The sequence below is a fragment of the Lysobacter sp. DMC104 genome, assembly GCF_056313665.1.
Genome location: NZ_JBQUZW010000008.1, coordinates 73,866 through 89,969, shown reverse-complemented (window position 1 = coordinate 89,969; position 16,104 = coordinate 73,866). Strand labels below are relative to the sequence as shown.

Sequence of the window (16,104 nt, the reverse complement as noted above, 5' to 3'; positions counted from 1 at the left end):
GCGCCCATCCCCAGTCCTCCGAGGAGTCCCCCATGAACACCACCGCCGCCCCCGGCAGCGTTCCGAACCATCTGGCCTGGGCGATCATCGCCACCGTGCTGGCCACCTGCCTGTGCTGCCCGCTGGGCCTGCTGGGCATCGTCGCCATCGTCCAGTCCAACAAGGTCAATGCGCTGCTCAACCAGGGCGACCTGGCCGGCGCCCGTCAGGCTTCGGATTCGGCCAAGACCTGGTGCATCGTCGCCAGCGTGCTGGCCGGCATCGGTCTGCTGATCAACGTCGGCTGGTTCGCGATGGGCGGCATGGCGTCGTACATGGAAACGATGCAGCAGCTGCAGAACGTGCGCTGATCCCGCGGTGCTGGCACTGAAGACCAGCGACCGTGTCGTGCTGGCGGCCGTCGCAGTGACGGCCGTCGCCGGCGTCTGGGTGATGCAGCACTACGACCCCAACGTCGCCGGCAATTTCTTCCCGAAGTGCATCTTCCACGAGGCCACGGGCTACTGGTGCATCGGCTGCGGCCTGACCCGCGCGCTGCATGCGCTGGTGCATGGCGACATCGCCCGCGCGTTCTCGATGAATCCGCTGGCGATGCTGGTGCTGCCGCTGATGCCGCTGATGCTGCTGCACGAGCGCGGCGTGCGCCCGGCGGTGCTGCAACCGCTGATGTCGGTGGTGATGACGCCGAAGCTGTGGATGATCCTGCTGCCGGCCTACTGGATCGCCCGCAACCTGCCGTGGTGGCCGTTCACGCTGCTGGCACCGGGCTGAGACGCCTTCACCCGCATTCCCGACGAGAACCGCCATGTCCACGCCCAGCCTTCCGCCTCGCGGCGAATACATCCCCAACCAGATGGCGTGGGCGATCCTGACCACGCTGTTCTGCTGCCTGCCGTTGGGGATCGTGTCGATCGTCTACGCGGCGCAGGTCGACGGCCGGCGCGCGGCGGGCGACATCGAAGGGGCGCGGACCGCGTCGGAGAAGGCGCGCTTCTGGGCCATCGCCTCGGCCGCGTCGGTGTTCATCCTGGTCGCACTGTGGATCCTGTTCTTCGGCGGCCTGGCGATGCTGGGCGCACTGTCCGCGGACCGCTGAGCCCGCCCCGCACAGGTTCCGCACGCCAGACCATGGCCCCGGCGTTCCGTTCATCGGACGACTGCCACACTCCGGCGATGCCGTCCCTCGCCCATCGTCTCGCCTTTCCCGCAGCGCTCGTCTTCGTCGCCGGACTGTCGGCCCCGGCCTGGACGCCCCCGGTGCAGGCGCAGGAGACGCGACTCAACCGCTGCGAAGGCCCGGCAGGCGACACCATCTACACCGACCGCCCCTGCGACAGCCTCGGCGCGACCGCGCGCGTGGTGCGCGGCGTGCCCGCCCCCGCCGGCGCGGGCCCGTACCGCAGCGGCTGCGCGCGCACGCTGCCGGCATTGACCGCGGCGATCACCGCCGCCGTCGACGCCCACGACGTCAATGGCCTGGCGTCGGTCTACCACTGGGTCGGCCAGAACGCCGAAAGCGGCGACCGCATCCTCGCCCAGTTGCAGGCGATCGTGGATCGCCCGCTGATCGACATCGCGGTGCTGCGCGCGCTGCCGCCCGCCCCCGCGCCGGACGCCCCGACCGACAGTACGCCATCGCGGCCCCCTGCCCTGCCCGAAGCCCGCGCCGATGCCCCCGCGGGCGATGCGGCCCCGCCGGCGCCCCGCCGCGCCGTCGCCACCGGCCTGCGGCTGGAGCAGACGCTGAAGAACGGCAGCACGCCGTCGCGGACCGTGTTCGGCCTGCGCCGGTACCTCGAGTGCTGGTGGATCGTGCTCTGAACCCGGCGGCCCGGTCGACGGGCCGCGCCCTGTCCGCAGCCGCACCGAGACGGCGTTAACGACATACGCAGGCGCATGTCGCGGCGCAGCTTGCGTGTGGGGTCGCGACATGGCCACGATGCCGACGGCACATCGTCCGGGCGTTTCCACACATCCCAAGATCCCGATGCCGCAAGCCGCCCGGACGTCGCGGTCATCGGGGCATTACCAAGGAGAGGTTGCTCATGAAGCGTTCCACGCTCACGATCGCGCTCGGCGCGATGACGGTCTTCGCTGCCACCACGTTCGGCGCCCAGGCCGCGCCGCTGTTCACCTCGCTCAAGGCCGCCCCGGCCGGGCTCGTGGCCGACGCCAGCTACCGCGCGTTGGTCACCGATCGCGCCACGGTCTCGGTGCAGCTCGTGCAGGCCGATGCCAGCCAGATCGACGCCAAGCGCAGCACGCTGCAGCTGGGCCTCGGCGATGCCGGCACCGTGTATCTGCAGAACGGCTACCGCAATCCGGACGGCACCCAGGTGTGGTACGGCACGATCGGCCACGACTTCGGCGGCATCGGCGCGATCGCGACCAAGGCCACCGGCGAGATCGCCAACGATCCGAACAACTCGGTGATGATCGTCCGCAACGGCGACAAGCTCACCGGCACGATCCGCAAGAACGGCGAACTGTACTCGCTGCAGCCGCTGCGTTCCGGCGGCCACGCGCTGGTCCGCATCGACGAGTCGAAGATGCCGGCGGATCATCCGGCCGCCGCCTACGCGAAGATCTACCGCGACTCGCAGTACAGCGGCCGCCTGCTGCGCCGCCAGATCGCCGCCTCCGGCGCTGACGGTTCGATCGCGAAGGCCAACGCCATCATCCGCGTGCTGGTGGCCTACACGCCGTCGGCCGCCGCCGCCAGCGGCGACATCGTCGGCAAGATCACCCTCGCCGTGGCCGAGACCAACCAGGGCTACGTCAACAGCGGCGTGGCCATCACGATGCAGCTCGCGGCGACGGTGGCGACCACGCACACCGAATCGGGCAGCTTCAGCACCGACCTGTCGCGGTTCCGCGGCACCGCCGACGGCTACATGGACTCGATCCACACCACCCGCAACAGCAGCGCCGCGGACGTGGGCGTGCTGATCATCAACAACAGCTCCGCCTGCGGCCTGGCGTCGGGCATCGGTTCCACCGCCACCACCGCGTTCGCGGCCGTGCACTACAGCTGCGCGACCGGCTACTTCTCGTTCGGGCACGAGATCGGCCACCTGCAGTCGGCGCGCCACGATCCCGCCACCGACCCGACCACCACGCCGTACGCCTACGGCCACGGCTACCGTTCGCCGACGAACGCCTGGCGCACGATCATGGCCTACGACTGCCCGGTCAGCTGCACGCGCATCAACTACTGGTCCAACCCCGCCAAGACCTACGGCGGTCAGGCCATGGGCACGACCACGGTCAGCCACAACCAGCGTGTGCTGAACAACACGGCCGCCACGGTGGCGGCCTTCCGCTGAGTCGGAACGCACCACCCGCAACAGGAAACGGGGCCTCCGGGCCCCGTTTTCGTTCGAGGCGCCGCGCACGCGCTGGTAGAATTACGGTCTTTCCCGAGCACGGACTTTGGTCATGGCCCAGCAATACCCCGAGTGGATCTGGCACAACGGCACGATCAAGCCCTGGGCCGAAGCCACCACCCACGTGATGGCCCACGTCGTCCACTACGGTTCGTCGGTGTTCGAAGGCATCCGCTGCTACGACACGCCCGACGGCCCGATCATCTTCCGCCTGACCGACCACAACCGCCGCCTGTACGCCTCGGCCAAGATCTACGACATGCCGATGCCGTACGGACTGGACGCGATCAACGCCGCCTGCCGCGACGTGATCAAGGCCAACGGCAACACCACCGACTACCTGCGCCCCGTCGCCTACCGCGGCCTGGGCGGTTTCGGCCTGTCCGCGGAAACGCCGGTCGACATGGCCGTCGCCACCTGGAAGATGGGCCAGTACCTCGGCGCCACCGTGCTGGAGGAAGGCATCGACGCCTGCGTGTCGAGCTGGCAGCGTTTCGCACCGAACACGATCCCGGCGGGCGCCAAGGCCGGCGGCAACTATCTTTCCGGCCAACTGGTCGCGCGCGAAGCACGCCGCCTCGGCTTCGGCGAAGGCATCGCGCTGGCCTCCACCGGCCTGCTCAGCGAAGGCGCCGGCGAGAACCTGTTCCTCGTGTTCGACGGCGCACTGCACACCACGCCCGTCAGCGCCGCGCTGCTCAACGGCATCACCCGCAACACCATCATCACGCTCGCCCGCGACGCCGGCATCGAAGTGATCGAACGCGACCTGCCGCGCGAATACCTCTACCTCTGCGACGAACTCTTCATGTGCGGCACCGCCGCCGAGATCACGCCGATCCGCTCCGTCGACGGCCGCCAGGTCGGCGCCGGCAAGCCCGGCCCGGTCACGCGCCGCCTGCAGGAATTGTTCTTCGGCCTGTTCAGCGGCAAGACGGCGGACAAGTACGGGTGGCTGGAGCGGGTGTGAGCGTTCTTTCGCTGGCGACAGCGAATGCATGTAATCGAACAGAGCCTGCCGTAATGAGCGAACTGAAGATCGTCTACGTTCTGACCAATCCCGCAATGCCCGGGCTCGTCAAGATCGGATACACGACACAGGCTGACGCCAATACCAGGATTGGACAGCTATACACGACAGGCGTGCCATTGCCGTTCCAACTTGAGTTTGCTTGCAAGGTTCCGAATCCCGAAGAGGTCGAGCGGGCGCTCCAGATGGCGTTCGCCCCGCAGCGGTTAAACCCCAAGCGTGAATTCTTTCGGATCGACCCCGGTCAAGCGATCGCAATCTTGAAGCTTCTGCACGTGGAAGATGCCACCGGCGAAGTAGAAAAGCAGCCGAGCGCAGTGGACTCCCAATCCATTGCAGCCGCTCAACAGGCCAAGGCCGCGCGACCAAATTTCGATTTCGAGGAGATGGGAATCCCTGTCGGCGCCAGCCTGAAATCGACACGAAACGAATGCACTGCGATCGTGCATTCGAACAGGAAGGTTTTGTTCGAAAACGTGGAAATGTCACTGACGGCGGCAACACGCCTGTCGCTAGGAATTGATTACAGTGTTGCCCCGGGCCCCTACTGGACGTTCGATGGCCGGCTATTGAGGGATATCTATGACGAGACTTACGGATCAGGCGAGTAGGGGACGCGCCTAACCGAACGCCAGCGTCGCGACCACACCCTTCTCCGCTCCCGGCACCACGCGCACGCGCCAACCGTAGAGCGCGCACAGGCGGCGCACGATCGACAGGCCGATGCCGCCGCCCTGCGTGTGCTCGGCGTGGCTGCCGCGATAGCCGCGTTCGAACAGTCGCGCGGCGTCCTCGGCGCTGAGGCCCGGGCCGCTGTCGATGACGTCGACCGCGGATTCGCCCAGCCGCACCACGACCTCGCCCTGCGGCGTGTACTTCACGGCGTTGCCGATGAGGTTGCTCAGCGCCACCGTCACCGCGGCTTCCGGTGCGTCGATCACGAGTTGCCCCGGCGCGCCGTCGAGGCGGAGTTCGAGCGGCTTGCCGCCCAGTTGGCCACGGTGCGCGTCCAGCAGTTGTTCGGCGATGCGACCGACGTCGGCGGCGCCGTGGCCGCGCTCGTTGCGCGACAGCAGCAGCAGCGCGCCGATGAGGTCGGTGCACTGCTGTTCGGCGCGCTGGATGCGGCGCAGACGCGTGCGCGTCTTGTCGTCGAGATCGGAACGCGCGAGCAGCAGTTCCGCCGCACCACGGATCACCGCCAGCGGCGTGCGCAGTTCGTGGCTGACGTCGGCGTTGAATTCGCGGTCGCGGCGCACGACGTCGGTCAGGCGTTCGGCGTAATCATCCAGCGCCTTCGCCAGTTCACCGACCTCGTCCTCGGCGAAATGCGAGGCCAGCGCCTCCGGCTCCGCGCTGCGGCCGGAACGGCGCAGGCGCTGCGCGAGTTCGGTGACGGGGCTCATCACGCGGGAAGCGGCCCAGAGGCCGACGAGCAGCGAGAACAAGGTGAACAAGACGACGGAGAAGAAGATCGCGCGATTGAATTCCGCCTGCCCGCGACTGGCGCGGGTCATGTCGTAGGCGAGGAAGAACCACGCCTCCGGCGTCTTGCGGACCGCCAGCTTGTAATTGAAGGCGTTGCCGCTCTCGTCCACGCCGGCAAAGCTGGTGATGCCGTCGGACAGGCGATACCACTCCGGCCGGTTCACTTTGACCGAGTCGAACTTGTCGGGCGTATAGACGAAGGCGCGGATCTGGTCGACGGCGAACTGCGGATTCGACGGATCGGATTTGAAATTGCGCGCCGCCTCTTCGATGTTGCGGTTCATCAGGTCTTCGACGACCGCGGTTTCCACGCGGTCGCGCGTCCACTGCGTCGCGAACGCGAACAGCGACGTCAGCCCGAACCCCAGCAACAGGAACGAGAGCACGATGCGGCTGCGCAGGCGCCGGCGGTAGGCCGGGCGTCGGCGCCGGGGAGGAGCGCCGTCAGCTGGAGGCATCGGGCGCGGCGATGCGGTAGCCGATGCCGTGGCGGGTCTGGATCAGCGGCACGCCGAACGGCTTGTCGACCATCGCGCGCAGGCCGTGGATGTGCACGCGCAGGCTGTCGGAGTCCGGCAGTTCCTCGCCCCAGACGCGGGTCTCGAGTTCCTGCCGGGTGACGACGGCCGGCGAGGCCTCCATCAGCGCCTGCAGGATCTTCAGCGCGGTCGGGTTGAGCTGCAGCAGCTTGCCCTGGCGACGCACTTCCAGCGTATCGAGGTTGTATTCGAGGTCGCCGACTTCCAGCACCCGGGTCTGAGTGCCCTTGCCGCGGCGGGCGAGCGCGTTGAGGCGGACTTCGACTTCCTGCAGCGCGAACGGCTTGATCAGGTAGTCGTCGGCGCCGGAATCGAAGCCGGCGATCTTGTTGTCCAGGCTGTCGCGGGCGGTGAGCATCAGCACCGGCGTCTGCTTGCGGGCCTCGCCGCGCAGCTTGCGGCAGACCTCCAGCCCGTCCATGCCCGGCAGGTTGAGGTCGAGCACGATCGCATCGAAATCGTGCACCACGGCCAGATGCAGGCCGGTGATGCCGTCGGCGGCGAAATCGACGGTATGGCCGCGGTCCTCCAGGTAATCGCCGAGATTGGCGGCGATGTCCTGGTTGTCTTCGATCACGAGTATGCGCATGCGGAAAGTCCTCGGAGGTCTTGCTCGGACCGGTCGTTCCGCGGGCAGTTCCCGCGGGCGCCGGAGGCCGCGTGCGGACATTCTGTCACACGGGTCCCGGCACGCCGGGCGCGTGCGCAGGACACCATGCACAGTCGCGCGCACCGTGCAAAAAAGGGCCCGGACGACGCGTGCCGCCCGGGCCGAAGGTTGGGTGTCACCCCGATTCGCCGGTTCTGCACCTGCCCTGACGAGGATGGGTGGAATCACAGAAATCGGCCGGGACACGCTACGCCCGGCGCGATTAAAGCGGCGTTAAAGCGCCGTGACAGCCGCCGGGCGGCGGCCGATCAGCGCTTCCGCTTTCCGGCCTTTGGCTGCGGTTTCACAGAATTTTCGATGTGTTCGACGATCTTTCCGGCCACATCCACGCCCGTGGCGGCCTCGATCCCCTCCAGTCCGGGCGAGGAATTGACCTCCAGCACGAGGGGGCCGCGGCGGGAGCGGATCAGGTCCACGCCCGCCACGCCCAGCCCCAGCGCCCGCGCGGCGCGCACCGCGACCGCGCATTCGTCCGGCTCGGCGACCACCGCCTCGGCCGAGCCGCCGCGATGCAGGTTCGAGCGGAAGTCGCCCGGCGGCGCCTGCCGGCGCATCGCCGCCACCACCGCATCGCCGACCACGAAGCAGCGCAGGTCGGCGCCCTCGGCCTCGGCGATGAACTCCTGCACCAGGAAGTTGGCGTACAGCCCGCGCAGGGCCTCGACCACGCTGCGCGAGGCCGACGGCTTCTCGGTCAGGATCACGCCCGCGCCCTGGGTGCCCTCGTTGAGCTTGATGACGTGCGGCGGCGGACCGAGCATCGACAGCAGGTCGGTGGTGTCGTCGGGGTTGTCGCCGAACACCGTCATCGGCATGCCGATACCCTCCGCCGCCAGCCGCTGGTGCGCCTGCAGCTTGTCGCGTGCGCGGACGATGGCCTCCGCCCCGTTCGGGGTGACGCTGCCCATCAGCTCGAACTGGCGCAGCACCGCGCAGCCGTAGCGGGTGATCGACGCCCCGATCCGCGGCAGCACGGCTTCATAGCCGGAGATCGAGCGGCCCTTGTAGTGCATGTCGAAGCCGTCGCTGGCGATGCGCATGTAGCAGCGCAACGGATCGAGCACGCGCGCACTGTGTCCGCGCGCCCGCGCGGCTTCGACCAGGCGACGCGTCGAGTAGAGCTTGGCGTTGCGGGACAGGATGGCGAGTTTCATGCGGACGCTCCGTCGGGGCGGGCGATGCCAGCCTGCCGCGGAATGATGACAGTTCCCGCCGCGGTCGGCGACGCACGGCCCTGCAGGCGCGAGCGCACGGGAGACGGCATGCAACGCCATGCCGGACCCGCCGCGGCGACATGCGCAGGCACGGGACGGGGAGCGGCGCACATGCGTCACTGTCGACGCTCCGCGAGGCCGTGCTATGGTGCCGAAAGGAGTTCAGCAGTTGCTTCGAGGATCAGGATGAGCCCGCCACCGCCCGTCATGCGCACGGATGCGCGCATCGCCACGTGCGATGCCGATCGCCCCGCACCGGGCATCGACAGGGACACGACTGGGCCGCTCACCGTCGCATTCCGCGAGACGCGCCCATGCCAGACATGGAGCGTGGCGCGATGAACGCGGCATCGAACGGAATCGGCGGTGCGCTCCAGCTCGCACGCATCCTGCGCCGGCTGCAATCCCAGGTGCAGCCCGGCGAACTCGGCGCCGAAACCGTCGAACAGTTCGTGCGTCGCTACTCGCGCGTGCGCGTCCCTGCGCTCGATCTCGATCTGCGCAGCGGTTACGACCCCGGCTGGCCGCAGGCCTTCGAGGACGAGAAGCAGCGCCTGCTGGGCGCCCTGGGCGACGCGGACGTCGCCGCGGTCGAGCACATCGGCAGCACGTCGATCCCGGGCCTCGCCAGCAAGGACATCCTCGACATCGTCGTGGCCGCACGCACGCAGGACGCGATCGAACCACTGGCACGGACACTCGCCGACCTCGGCTATCGGGCGCATGGCGAAAGTCCGATCGATGCCGGGTTCGCGTGGCACTGGCGCATCGGCGCGGACGGCGGGCGCGCCTTCGTCGTCCACACCTGCCCCGCCGACCATCCGCGCCTCGCCGACGTCACGAATTTCCGCGACTTCCTGCGCACCTTCCCGGAAGAACGGCAGCGTTACGTCGATCTCAAGCGCACCCTGGCGGCGACGCCGGACCAGACCTGGCTGGAATACAGCGCGCTGAAGAAGATCCTCGTGGTGCGCATCACCGCGCGTGCCAACGCGTGGCGCACCGCCGGCGCACCGACCTGACGCCCTGATGCGGATGTCCTGCTTGTCCACCGGCCTCGCGACGGCATGAACGCGTCGTCCGACCTGATCGCCCTGCACTGCATCGTGCGCCGCGAGGTCGCGCGCATCCTGCGCCTGTGGCTGCAGACGCTGGTGCCGCCGGCGATCTCCACGGCACTGTACTTCGCGATCTTCGGCAAGCTCATCGGCGATCGCATCGGCACCTTCGAAGGCGCCTCCAGCTACCTGCAATTCATTACGCCCGGCCTGGTGATGATGTCCGTCATCACCACCAGCTACGGCAACGCCTCCAGTTCGTTCTTCTTCGTGCGCTTCAACCGCGCGGTGGAGGAGATGCTGGTATCGCCGATGCGGAACGGCATCATCCTGCTCGGCTACGTCACCGGCGCCGTGGTGCGCAGCCTGCTGGTGGGCACGATCGTCATCGCCATCGCGTGGCTGCTGTCGCCGTCGCTGCCGATCGCGCACCCGCTGGTCGCCGGCCTGTCGGTGCTGCTGGCCGCGACGGTCTTCTCGCTGCTGGGCTTCATCAATGCGCTGTACGCGAAGACGCTGGACGACATCGGCCATGTCTCGCACTACGTGCTGACGCCGCTGGCGTACCTCGGCGGCGTGTTCTATCCGATCGGCCTGCTGCACGCGCCGTGGCAGCAGATCGCGCAGGCCAATCCACTGGCGCACATGATCGGCGCATTGCGTTACGGCATGCTCGGCACCGGCGCGCCGGGGCTCGCGGTGTCGCTGGCGGTGATGCTCGGCCTCGCGCTGGTCCTGTCCGCGCTGGCGCTCCACCTGCTGCGCCGCGGCACGGGGACACGATCGTGAACCGCATCGACGATGCACTCGATCCCCACCTGGTCGACGCCGCCTTCGAACGCCCGGTGTACCGCGACGACCGCCACGACGTGCGCGTCCGCGACGTGGTCGCCTTGCTGCAGGACGCCGGCATGCGGGTCTTCATCGTCGGCGGCGCGCCGCGCGACTGGCTGGCCGGCTATCCCGGGAACGACATCGACTTGTGCGTGGACGCCTCCGTCGATGCGGTGCTTCGACGGCTCGAGACGGCATATCCCGGGATCGATGCCCTGCGCATGCACAACGAACGCTTCGGCGTGCTGCGCTGGGGCAACGAGGCCTCCGGCGGCATCGACATCAACATGCTGCGCAGTTGGCGCGACATCCAGCGGGACGACATGTGGAGCACCACGTTCGTCCCGCGCAGCGATCTGGTCGAGGACGCGCAGATGCGCGATTTCTCGGTCAACGCGTTCTACTACGACTGCCGCGAGCACGTTCTCCTCGACCCGCTCGGGTACGGGCTCGACGACGTGCGCACGAAGACGCTGCGGCTGGTCACGCATCCGCGCGTGCTGGACACCAGCTACCGCACCACGTTCCGCATCCTCCAGTTCCTGTGCCGCGGCTACGCCGCCACCGACGGCGTGCGCGTGCACCTCGCACGGCGCGCGGATCGCGACATCCAGGGCATGGGCGAGCGCATCCACCGCTGGATCCCCAACCACCTCCACATCGACGCCGCGCAGCGGGCCGAATTCCGCCGACGGCTCTACGCCTGCGCGCGCGAGCCGGCCTCCTTCGCGACGCTGGACGTCTTCTTCAAACCGGACATCGGCATGGCCCCATCGACTTCCGCCACGGCGCCCCCGTTCCGTCGCGTTTTCCAGGCCGGCCAGCACGACGCGGATGGCCACCTGCTCGGCGGCACCGAGGTGCTGCATCTGGTGCCGCATCGCGGACGGTTGTTCGCTTCGCTCTCGTACAAGCTCAACGACTATCGCCCGGACGATCCGCAGAACGGCGCACAGATCACAATGCTGGATCGCGACGACGGCGAATGGCGGCAGGTCCACGCCTTCGAGCGCGCGCACTGGCGCGCGACGCTCGACTCGGTGACGTTCACCCGCGACGGCGACGGACGCGCACTCGATGCGCCCGTGTCCGTGCTGCTCGCCGCGCCGTCGGACAGCCGCGGACTGGTCTACATCGACAGCTTCGACGACGAGCACGGCACGTGGACGCGCACACACCTCGGCAGCGGCCCCGGCGTGGCCAGCACGCGCAATTTCTTCGTCCATCGCGACTGCGTGACCGGCCAGGAGCGCGTGTTCGCCGGCACCGCGCCCACCGGCATCTTCAGCGGCGTCCATGACGCCGACGTGCCGGGCAGGATCCGCTGGGACACCGAAGCCGAGCTATCCGGCTACACGCGCCGTCCGATGTCCTTCACCGAATGCAACGGGCAGCTGTACGTCAGCATCAAGCCGGACATCTACCGGCGCATCGACGGCCCGGCGCCACGCTGGGAAAAGGTCTACACGATCCCGCATCCGCTGGTCGTCCCGAGCAGCGGATTCCGCGGCCTCACCACCGTGCCGAATCCGGACGGCCCGGGCGAGGTGCTGCTGGCGGCGCTGGAAGGCGACCTCTGTCGCGTGGTGCGCATCGATCCGCAGGACGATTTCCGCGAAACGCTCGAACTGGACGTGATCGACTTCCTGGGCCGGCACTGGGGCGAACGCCCGACCTACGCCGTCGCGGCCTACGACGACTTCCTGCCGGTGGTCGATCCGCGCAGCGGCGAGGCGCGACTGCTGTGCGGACTCGGTGCCACCTACAGCACACAGCTCGACAGGCACCCGGCGGACGGGTGGGTGCGCGACGCGTGGTATCTGATCCGCGATCCCGACGGCACGCGCTACACGCTCGGTCGCGTCGAGGATCCCGATGCGCCTCCCGCGCCGGAACTCGTCGCCGCGCGCACGTTCGCCGTGTCGCCGTTCGCGGCGGACAGGCTCTACATCGGCGGCTACGACCCCAACGCCAAGCGCTGCCGCCAGAGCGCCTGGGTGTACGTGGCATCGATGACAACCGCGCTCGCCGAACGGACGCGATGATGCCCGGCATCGGAATCGACCCGCCAGGCAATCGATCGCACCACGGTTCTCGTGCGACGAGACGATGCGGGGGCAGGCTTGCTGAGTCGCGAAGCGCCGCACGGAACGGCTGCGCTCCGTGAAGCAGGCCCGGATCCGGGACCACGACAGGTCGATCGTCATGTTGTGTTCCGCCTTCGGCTGCGCCTATAGTCGGCCCATGCCTCCCCGGCAACGGGAGTGCATGCATTGGCATGTCGGTCTTCGCACGCACGCGTCGCGCTGAATCCGCACATGCAGCGACCGCAGCGTCGGTCAATGGAATCGTTTTTCTGCACGGACGTTCATGAACGCTGATCCCCTGGCTCTCCGGCCCATGCTTCCGGGCATGGACACCGCTTCTCCGGACTCCCGCACGGGATCGATCGAAGTCGCGCCTTCGGGACGGCTCGCCGAATACCTGGCGCTGCAGGGCTCCACGACGTTCTTCCTGCAAACCGTCTCCGGCCATCCGGTCGAAGTCGAAGTCGTGCACCAATCGATCGAGTCGCATCCCGAACGGGGCGAGATCCTGCGCCGCCATTCGCGCCTGTACGTGCGCCATGTCCGCAACATCATCCTGGTGGCGGAATCCTCGATCTCGCTGTCCCGGCTCGATGCAGGCCAACGCCAACGCCTCATCGAACGCACCGAAGGCATCGGCAAGCTGCTTGACCCGGACAACCTCGGACTCCTCGAGAAGCGCGACATCGAAACGCTGCGGGTGCCGGCGCCGCCCGGCCTGCAGACGACTTCCGACTGGGCGATCTCGCGCTACTTCGAGCTGACGTTCAACGGGGTGCATTGCGGAGAGATCCGCGAGATCCTCAACGACGAATCGCTGGAGCGGGCGCGGTGAACGCGGTGAGCGAGGTCGAATGCGTGGCGGATACCGGCGACGACTGGACGGCCGTCCTCGCCGCCAGCGACAGCGTGGTGCATCTCGGCGGCGAAAGCGTTCCGCTGAAGACGCTGCTCGCACGCGGGCGCGCACGCTGGCAGGCGCATCCCGCGCACAGGCTGCCCGCACTGCGCGGGATCGGCGATGTCGACATGCTGTCGCTGTTGCTCGCGGCCATCGTCGATCACCGCCCGGCGCTGCTCTGCGCCGCCGATGCGATGCCCCCGGCGCCGTGCGATGCGGTGATCGGCGCGGCAGGCGATGCACACGACGTCGCACCGTCCTCCACGGTGTCGATCGGCTGGCCCGACGGGCTGGTGGTGCTGTCTTCCGGCACGCTGGGCACGCCGAAGCTGATCCGCCATGCGCACCGCGACCTGCTCGCGACCGCGGCGCTGGCGCTGCAGCGCCTCGAGCTGGCCGCGGACGACCGCGTGCTGGTCACCGTCCCGCTGCACCACATGTACGGTCTCGGTGCCGCACTGATCCCCGCGCTGCTGGCCGGTGCGGACGTGCATCTGCTGCCGAAGGCCAATCTGCTCGGCTTCAACGACGCCCTGCGCGCCGCGATGCCGACCTGGGTCTTCTCGACGCCGCACCTGCTGCGCACGCTGGTGCAGCGCAAGCACACGCCCGTGCCCGGTTGCCGCGGCCTGGTGCTCGCGGGCGACGGCATCCCGCCATCGCTGCACGCCCACGCGCAACGACTCTTCGGCCGCGTCTTCGATCTCTACGGCAGCTCGGAACTCGGCGTGATCGCCATTTCCGAGGCCAACCGGCCGCAGGCACTGCGTGCGCTCGACGGCGTGCGCGTGTTCCCGGCCGAGGCCGATGTCGAGCAGAGCACGCTCGTCGTCGTCCACCCGCATGCCGCGACGCACATCGTCCACGAGGACGCGTGCCGGGCCGTGCCGCGCGAATGGGACACGCGCGACATCGCGGTCTTCCACGATGACGGCCGCTTCGGGATCCGCGGGCGCGCGGACCTCAGCCTCAATCGCGCGGGCAAGCTGCTGGTGCTGGCCGACCTCGAACGCACGATCATGGCGTGGCCCGACGTCGAACTCGCCGTCGCGATCGTGCTCGATGAAGACACCATCGCCGGCAAGGCCATCGCCGTCGCGGTCCAGCCGTCATCGCCGGACCTGACCCTCGATCGACTCAAGCAACACGCGGCGGACACGCTGCCGGTCTTCGCACGACCGGATCGCTACGTGCTCGTCGCCGAACTCCCGCGACTGGGCAGCGGCAAGCCCGACCGGAACACCATCACGAAGGACCACCGCCATGGATAAAGCCCGCGTCATCGACCTCCTGAAGCAGATCATCGCCGAGGACCTCGATCTCAACATCGACCGCGACCAGATCGACGATGCGGCCTCGTTCCTGGAGGACGGGCTCGCGCTCGATTCGATCAGCATGGCCGAGTTCATCAACCACCTCGAACGCCGTTTCCCGATCCGCATCCTCGACGAGGACCTGGAATCGGCGACGTTCCGCTCGCTCGACAGCGTCGCCGACCTCGTGCTGAAGCGGATGGCCGACCGCGCCTGCGAGGTCGATGCGTGATGGAACCGCTGAAGATCGCGCTCGTCGGCGATACCGCGCCACCGCAGGCCGAAGCGCCGGCGGATTACCGCGGCGAGGCGCCCAACCGCAACGGCTTCGTCGTGGCCTGGCCGCCGCAGCGTTACTGGAAATCCGCGAGCGAGATCGACCTCGTTTCCGAAAAGCCGCTGCACCTGTACTTCCACATCCCGTACTGCCTGCAGCGCTGCCGCTACTGCTTCTACAAGATCGAGGTGCTGTCCGAATCCTCGCACGCGACGCGCGAGCGCTACGTCGACGCGCTGTGCCGCGAGATCGAACTGGTCGCGGACGCGCATCGCCTGCGCGGGCGCAAGGTGCGCTCGATCTACTTCGGCGGCGGCACGCCCAGCGTGATCCAGCCGGACCAGCTGGCGCGGATCAAGCGGACCATCGAACAGTGCTTCCGCCTCGACGACCCGGAGTTCGTCTTCGAGATCGAGCCGGTCACGCTCAACAACCGCATGATCGACGGCCTCGCGAATCTGGGCGTCAACCGCATCAGTTTCGGCATCCAGTCGTTCGACGATCGCGTCGTCGCGCTGACCGGCCGCCACGACACCGACGAAAAGAATTCCCGCGCAATCGAGCGCGCGCTGCAGACCGGCGCCGTCGTCAACATCGATCTGCTGTCCGGTCTCGAAGGCGAGACGATGGAAAGCTGGCAGCATTCGATCAACCGCGCGATCTCGCTCGGGGTGCATGCGGTCACCGTCTACAAGATGGAGCTGTACTCCAACGCGCACTACATGAGCGACATCCGCCAGGGCACGCTGTCGCTGCCGACCGAGGACCAGGAGATGGCGTTCGCGCGCTGGGGCCTGTCGCGGCTGCGCGAACACGGCTACCTGCCGTCGACCTATTTCACCTTCACGCGCGAAGGCAAGTATCCGCAGCACCACATCATCAGTCGCTGGCGCGGCGAGGACCTGTACGGGTTCGGCGCATCGGCCTTCGGCACCGTCGCCGGGCATTCGCGGCAGAACGTCAGCGAGATCGACGCCTACCTCGAACGCGTCGAAAGCGGTCGCATCCCGACCCAGCGCGTGCTCGAACTCAGCAGCGCTGACCACATGATGCGCGACCTGGTGATGGGCCTGAAGACGACCGTGATCGACCTCGACGACTATCGTCGCCGGCACGGCCTGCGCCTCGACCACGTGCTCGCCGAGGACATCGCGCACCTGGTGCGCGAAGGTCTGGTCACGGTCGACGACGGCCGCCTGCGTCTCACCGACGAAGGCGTGCTGTACGGCGACTACAGCGGGCGCTATCTCGGCGCGGGCCTGCGGCGCGTGCTCACCGGCGACGCGAGGCCGCTCAGGGCCTGACCG

Annotated in this window: 17 protein-coding genes; 14 read left to right on the top strand and 3 right to left on the bottom strand. The window is 68.3% G+C overall.

Features of this window, described 5'->3' with window-relative positions; translation table 11 throughout:
- The first annotated feature begins 32 nt into the window (after nucleotides 1-32).
- The 7 genes from ACT53R_RS11685 to ACT53R_RS11655 all read left to right on the top strand — a co-directional run bounded on the left by ACT53R_RS11685 (nucleotide 33) and on the right by ACT53R_RS11655 (nucleotide 5,027).
- Nucleotides 33-350: a CD225/dispanin family protein gene (locus ACT53R_RS11685; RefSeq protein ID WP_476172052.1), complete on the top strand. Its 318-nt coding sequence runs from the start codon at nucleotides 33-35 to the stop codon at nucleotides 348-350.
- 7 nt (nucleotides 351-357) lie between these two features.
- Complete coding sequence (locus tag ACT53R_RS11680) at nucleotides 358-771, top strand: DUF2752 domain-containing protein (protein WP_476172051.1); 414 nt, start codon at nucleotides 358-360, stop codon at nucleotides 769-771.
- A gap of 34 nt (nucleotides 772-805) precedes the next feature.
- Nucleotides 806-1,096, top strand: coding sequence for a CD225/dispanin family protein (locus ACT53R_RS11675; protein WP_476172050.1), 291 nt, complete (start codon nucleotides 806-808; stop codon nucleotides 1,094-1,096).
- Between the two features lie 77 nt (nucleotides 1,097-1,173).
- Nucleotides 1,174-1,821, top strand: coding sequence for a hypothetical protein (locus tag ACT53R_RS11670; protein ID WP_476172049.1), 648 nt, complete (start codon nucleotides 1,174-1,176; stop codon nucleotides 1,819-1,821).
- A 224-nt stretch (nucleotides 1,822-2,045) separates the two neighbouring features.
- Nucleotides 2,046-3,326, top strand: a complete 1,281-nt coding sequence (locus ACT53R_RS11665; RefSeq protein ID WP_476172048.1) for a M12 family metallo-peptidase — start codon at nucleotides 2,046-2,048, stop codon at nucleotides 3,324-3,326.
- Nucleotides 3,327-3,438: 112 nt separating this feature from the next.
- Nucleotides 3,439-4,356 (top strand): branched-chain amino acid transaminase, encoded by a 918-nt coding sequence (locus ACT53R_RS11660; RefSeq protein ID WP_476172047.1) that lies wholly within the window; start codon nucleotides 3,439-3,441, stop codon nucleotides 4,354-4,356.
- Nucleotides 4,357-4,409: 53 nt separating this feature from the next.
- Entirely contained in the window at nucleotides 4,410-5,027 is a 618-nt protein-coding gene (locus ACT53R_RS11655) for a GIY-YIG nuclease family protein (RefSeq protein WP_476172046.1), read from the top strand.
- 9 nt (nucleotides 5,028-5,036) lie between these two features.
- Here the strand turns inward: ACT53R_RS11655 and ACT53R_RS11650 are convergent, their stop codons facing one another.
- The 3 genes from ACT53R_RS11650 to rimK all read right to left on the bottom strand — a co-directional run bounded on the left by ACT53R_RS11650 (nucleotide 5,037) and on the right by rimK (nucleotide 8,267).
- A complete protein-coding gene (locus ACT53R_RS11650; RefSeq protein WP_476172045.1) occupies nucleotides 5,037-6,362 on the bottom strand; it encodes a sensor histidine kinase in 1,326 nt (441 codons plus the stop codon).
- The gene (locus ACT53R_RS11645; protein ID WP_476172044.1) at nucleotides 6,349-7,032 is read right to left on the bottom strand and encodes a response regulator transcription factor; all 684 of its coding nucleotides are present in this window, start codon (nucleotides 7,030-7,032) and stop codon (nucleotides 6,349-6,351) included. Before ACT53R_RS11645 ends, ACT53R_RS11650 begins: the two co-directional genes overlap by 14 nt.
- Before the next feature lie 329 nt (nucleotides 7,033-7,361).
- Complete coding sequence (gene rimK, locus ACT53R_RS11640) at nucleotides 7,362-8,267, bottom strand: 30S ribosomal protein S6--L-glutamate ligase (RefSeq protein WP_476172043.1); 906 nt, start codon at nucleotides 8,265-8,267, stop codon at nucleotides 7,362-7,364.
- Nucleotides 8,268-8,665: 398 nt separating this feature from the next.
- Here rimK and ACT53R_RS11635 point away from each other — a divergent pair, with 398 nt between their 5' ends.
- The 7 genes from ACT53R_RS11635 (at nucleotide 8,666) to ACT53R_RS11605 (ending at nucleotide 16,101) form a co-directional block, all read left to right on the top strand.
- A complete protein-coding gene (locus ACT53R_RS11635; RefSeq protein ID WP_476172042.1) occupies nucleotides 8,666-9,349 on the top strand; it encodes a GrpB family protein in 684 nt (227 codons plus the stop codon).
- Between the two features lie 45 nt (nucleotides 9,350-9,394).
- The gene (locus tag ACT53R_RS11630; protein ID WP_476172041.1) at nucleotides 9,395-10,174 is read left to right on the top strand and encodes an ABC transporter permease; all 780 of its coding nucleotides are present in this window, start codon (nucleotides 9,395-9,397) and stop codon (nucleotides 10,172-10,174) included.
- On the top strand, nucleotides 10,171-12,264 hold the full coding sequence (locus ACT53R_RS11625) for a nucleotidyltransferase family protein (protein WP_476172040.1): 2,094 nt from the start codon (nucleotides 10,171-10,173) through the stop codon (nucleotides 12,262-12,264). Before ACT53R_RS11630 ends, ACT53R_RS11625 begins: the two co-directional genes overlap by 4 nt.
- Before the next feature lie 367 nt (nucleotides 12,265-12,631).
- Nucleotides 12,632-13,141 carry a hypothetical protein gene (locus ACT53R_RS11620; protein WP_476172039.1) on the top strand — a complete coding sequence of 170 codons (510 nt, stop codon included), beginning with the start codon at nucleotides 12,632-12,634 and terminating at the stop codon, nucleotides 13,139-13,141.
- A gap of 5 nt (nucleotides 13,142-13,146) precedes the next feature.
- Complete coding sequence (locus tag ACT53R_RS11615; RefSeq protein WP_476172038.1) at nucleotides 13,147-14,478, top strand: AMP-binding protein; 1,332 nt, start codon at nucleotides 13,147-13,149, stop codon at nucleotides 14,476-14,478.
- Entirely contained in the window at nucleotides 14,471-14,752 is a 282-nt protein-coding gene (locus tag ACT53R_RS11610) for an acyl carrier protein (RefSeq protein ID WP_476172037.1), read from the top strand. Before ACT53R_RS11615 ends, ACT53R_RS11610 begins: the two co-directional genes overlap by 8 nt.
- The gene (locus ACT53R_RS11605) at nucleotides 14,752-16,101 is read left to right on the top strand and encodes a coproporphyrinogen-III oxidase family protein (protein ID WP_476172036.1); all 1,350 of its coding nucleotides are present in this window, start codon (nucleotides 14,752-14,754) and stop codon (nucleotides 16,099-16,101) included. Before ACT53R_RS11610 ends, ACT53R_RS11605 begins: the two co-directional genes overlap by 1 nt.
- Nucleotides 16,102-16,104 lie beyond the last annotated feature (3 nt).